Source organism: Pseudoflavonifractor hominis (genome assembly GCF_014288125.1).
In the GTDB taxonomy this organism is placed as follows: Bacteria; Bacillota; Clostridia; order Oscillospirales; family Oscillospiraceae; genus Pseudoflavonifractor_A; species Pseudoflavonifractor_A gallinarum.
In genome coordinates this window covers 1-3272 of the sequence record NZ_JACOPR010000023.1, presented here as the reverse complement: position 1 = coordinate 3272, position 3272 = coordinate 1, and the positions used below count along the sequence as shown (strand labels likewise).

The following is a 3272-nucleotide window of genomic DNA, read 5'->3' as shown; positions in this document are numbered from 1 at the left end:
CTTCAATTCGCAAAGTAAAAAATAAACATAAAAAAATCCGCCCCGGTTGGGGCGGAATAGTCTAAAGAATAAGTGTTAAGCCCCACTACCTAACCAACAAATTATTTGCCCTTGGACACAAACTTATTGGTGGTAACATAGTTACCATTAGGCTTTTTAATAGTCGTAGAGACTATATAGCCATCACCGCATTTGCGGACGGAAACCTTTGCCATATATTGTCACCTCCATCTAGCACAGTTGTGCTTCCCTTATTCACGCCTATGCCATCTGGAGATTTCAAATATGGTGGGACTTAACACGAATCATATTATACTAAAAATGGGATGTATTGTCCAGAAGAGCGTGGGCAAATTGCCCACGCTCAATGCTTTTTATTTTTCGATTGTATATCCGCAATGTTTGCACTGATATAGTTTCTTTTTCTTGCCAAGCGCTCCACCCAAAAGACCTACTGGCCCTAAAAGGATTCCACCAATTGCGGCTTTCCCTAAACTGACTCCACCAGTTCTTTCACCGACAGCAGATACGGCCATATGGCCACATTTGGGACACTTCACTGGTACTTCCGGCATAATTACATCTCCTATTCTCTATTTTCAAAAAATAACTGAAATTAGTTATAGCCCAGTATCATTAATATCTTCCTCATAGTTTTTATCAGTGTATGAAATAAGCAAACTCTCGTCAAAATTTTCAGCCATCATCCCTATCATAATATCAGTTGTTTTGGTTTCCCACTGAGCACGATACACAACATAACCGAAGTGAAGCGCATCCGCTGGCCCAGCGCTATCTATCAAAGATTGTTCTGTTAACGGTATAATTTCATCCTCGTATGGTTCACCATATTTTTTGGTTAACATTTCTTTTAAGTCGTTGTAAACAGGGATATATTGGCCAGCGTTCGAGAATTTTAACGGGAAAGTGTAGAATCCTTCATACAATTTATCATCGTCAAACAAATATGCGGCATATGAATCATACCCGCCTACAACAGTTTCCCCAGCAAGTTTTTCATCGGATTCAATCAGAGTAATTTCTGTTTCGTATTTTTTGACAGTATCTCTATTTTCACCCCATTTTGCATTACGAAAATCAGCATCTTCTCTTTTCGTTTCAATAGGCTCTTCCGTTGGTGTCGCAACTGGCATTTCAGACGTAAGCGAGTTTTCAATATTGCCTGTTTGAATCGGAGTATTTTCTGGTTTTGTACTAGCTGTGCTTTGACATCCAGACATTAAGATAGCGATAGCCAGCGTGGGTAAGAAAAGATATTTTTTCATCATATGCACCTCGAAGTTATATTTTCTCCATAACGGCTCTAATCTTCTCTCTCACAACCTGACCACAGGCAGAGTAGAGTTCCATCATATCAAGTAAGGTGATGACACCAAACTCATAGTCCGTATAAAGGACAACGAAACTCTGTGGCTTTGCATCGTACACTTTGAGAAGGACTGGCAACGATTTTCCAGCCAACTTTTCTCCGTCTGGAAGCATGGTGTAGAGCTGGAAGAAGAGATAGCCGAACAGGACACACACAATATGGAATGCAATCATGTTGATTTTTGTACTTTTGAAATCTTCAATTTTCCAAAAATCTTTAAGCTGTCGATAGTCCTCTTCAATTTCTGGACGCAACTCATAGATTTTGATAATATCTCTGGCCAATTTGGAGGTGTCCGTTGTGACAAACACAGAGTATTGTCCATTTTCCATATCCCAAACAACACAAGCATTTAAGTCAACGTCCGTACTTGGGCAAGCACTTTCCCAATATGGGCCAACATGAGGGACGAGTGAAATTCTTTGCTGGCTACGCTTAGGATTTGGGTGCTTACTCCAATCGTTATTTTGGATAGCACATTCAACTGCAAGCCTATAAGCATCCATATTATTTCGGAGAGGAACATAGGTGTCTACATTCCGTTTGCGCTTTAAGTAGTTCATTACGGGGCGGGAAATAAAGCCACGGTCGTTAATTAGAATGTCGCCCGATCTAAAAACTGGGGAATGCTTTATCATTCGTTCGCTCAGAGATATATCGTGTACATTGATGGGGCCAAAGCGAATATCCTCAATAATTCCCGTGTCTCCAACAATTCCACGAATAGTTGCTAGTTTATAGCCGCGACAAGGAGAATTTGTTCGCTTACTGACGGATACGCCAGACTGTTCATAGTGTTTATTCTTAAAGTTCACTTCGAGGTCTGTGCAGTCCAAAATATGAATGTTGGGAGCTAGATTTAGGTGTGGGAAGACTTGATTCTGAACGACACTATTGTATCCGTTGAAAAGGTCTTCTGCTTGGTATTTACCTAACAGGGCACGCAAACTTCCTTCTCGCATCAAACCAGCGCCTAGTTTTCCCTCTGTTTCGATTAGAGTGTAGCCGAGTTTGGCCAGAGTTCGATGGTCGGAAATAGCATACGGAATATCTGTCAGACTTGTTCTCACTTTCATTTTTGCGGCGATTGCAGAGGCCCATACCAAATCGTAGGGAATAACTGTATTGTCTGCCCGTTTATCTTGAATATTGGTCGATAAAAATTTAAGGATACCAGAGGTGTGCATCGAAAGAATGATTTCATCGACTAGGCTGGAAATGCTAAGAGCCGCAGAGTCTAGCTTGCCAGCTCTGACTTTTGCCAAAACAGACTCTTTGTTTTGCCTACACGCCTTAATCACAATGCACACCTCCTTTCCTCCTTTTGTTCACTATTAGTATAACATAAGTACACTCATTTGTCTACTATCAGAGCTACTTATAGGCACCAAACGTAGACTCATTTTCTATAAACTAGACAGCGAGGTGAGACAGTATGATAGATATTGGAACCAGAATAAAAGACCTAAGAAATGCCAGAAGAATGACTCAGGCCGAATTTGCAGAAAGAATTAATGTGACAAAATCTACTGTCTCAGCATATGAGAATGGAACAAGGTTTCCTTCTTATGATGTTCTGATTAGAATTGCCCGGTTATTTAAGGTAAGCACAGATAACCTTTTGGGATACAGTGAAAAATCCGTGGTGGATGTGACTGGTTTGACCCGGAAGCAAATAAATGTTATTCAGGATGTTGTCATCACTTACAAGAGACATAATCTCCTCTATCGACAGATGATGGATGAGGATAGTGTGGCTGACCGTCTAGCGGCTATGGGTTTGATTGATGAAGATGATGCCGATTGGATGAAATAAAAGAAGGCCACGCTTACGCATGGCCTTCACTAAAAAATTTTTTATCTGTTACTTTGCGAATTGAAG

4 protein-coding genes are annotated in these 3272 nt (G+C 40.7%); 1 reads left to right on the top strand and 3 read right to left on the bottom strand.

Annotated features, from left to right (window positions below):
- Positions 1-374: 374 nt before the first annotated feature.
- Genes H8S34_RS14910 through H8S34_RS14900 form a run of 3 tightly spaced genes read right to left on the bottom strand, consistent with a single transcriptional unit; the run spans position 375 to position 2691 of the window.
- Positions 375-575, bottom strand: coding sequence for a hypothetical protein (locus H8S34_RS14910; protein ID WP_186964418.1), 201 nt, complete (start codon positions 573-575; stop codon positions 375-377).
- A 45-nt stretch (positions 576-620) separates the two neighbouring features.
- Positions 621-1289, bottom strand: coding sequence for a hypothetical protein (locus H8S34_RS14905; RefSeq protein WP_186964417.1), 669 nt, complete (start codon positions 1287-1289; stop codon positions 621-623).
- 13 nt (positions 1290-1302) lie between these two features.
- Positions 1303-2691, bottom strand: a complete 1389-nt coding sequence (locus H8S34_RS14900; protein WP_186964416.1) for a transposase — start codon at positions 2689-2691, stop codon at positions 1303-1305.
- 134 nt (positions 2692-2825) lie between these two features.
- Between H8S34_RS14900 and H8S34_RS14895 the strand changes: the two genes are divergently transcribed.
- Positions 2826-3206 carry a helix-turn-helix domain-containing protein gene (locus H8S34_RS14895; RefSeq protein WP_186964415.1) on the top strand — a complete coding sequence of 127 codons (381 nt, stop codon included), beginning with the start codon at positions 2826-2828 and terminating at the stop codon, positions 3204-3206.
- Positions 3207-3272 lie beyond the last annotated feature (66 nt).

Bases quoted from the DNA above. Each gene is read 5' to 3' on its own strand.
- H8S34_RS14905 (WP_186964417.1), bottom strand. From the start codon at position 1,289: ATGATGAAAAAATATCTTTTCTTACCCACGCTGGCTATCGCTATCTTA.
- H8S34_RS14910 (WP_186964418.1), bottom strand. From the start codon at position 575: ATGCCGGAAGTACCAGTGAAGTGTCCCAAATGTGGCCATATGGCCGTA.
- H8S34_RS14895 (WP_186964415.1), top strand. From the start codon at position 2,826: ATGATAGATATTGGAACCAGAATAAAAGACCTAAGAAATGCCAGAAGA.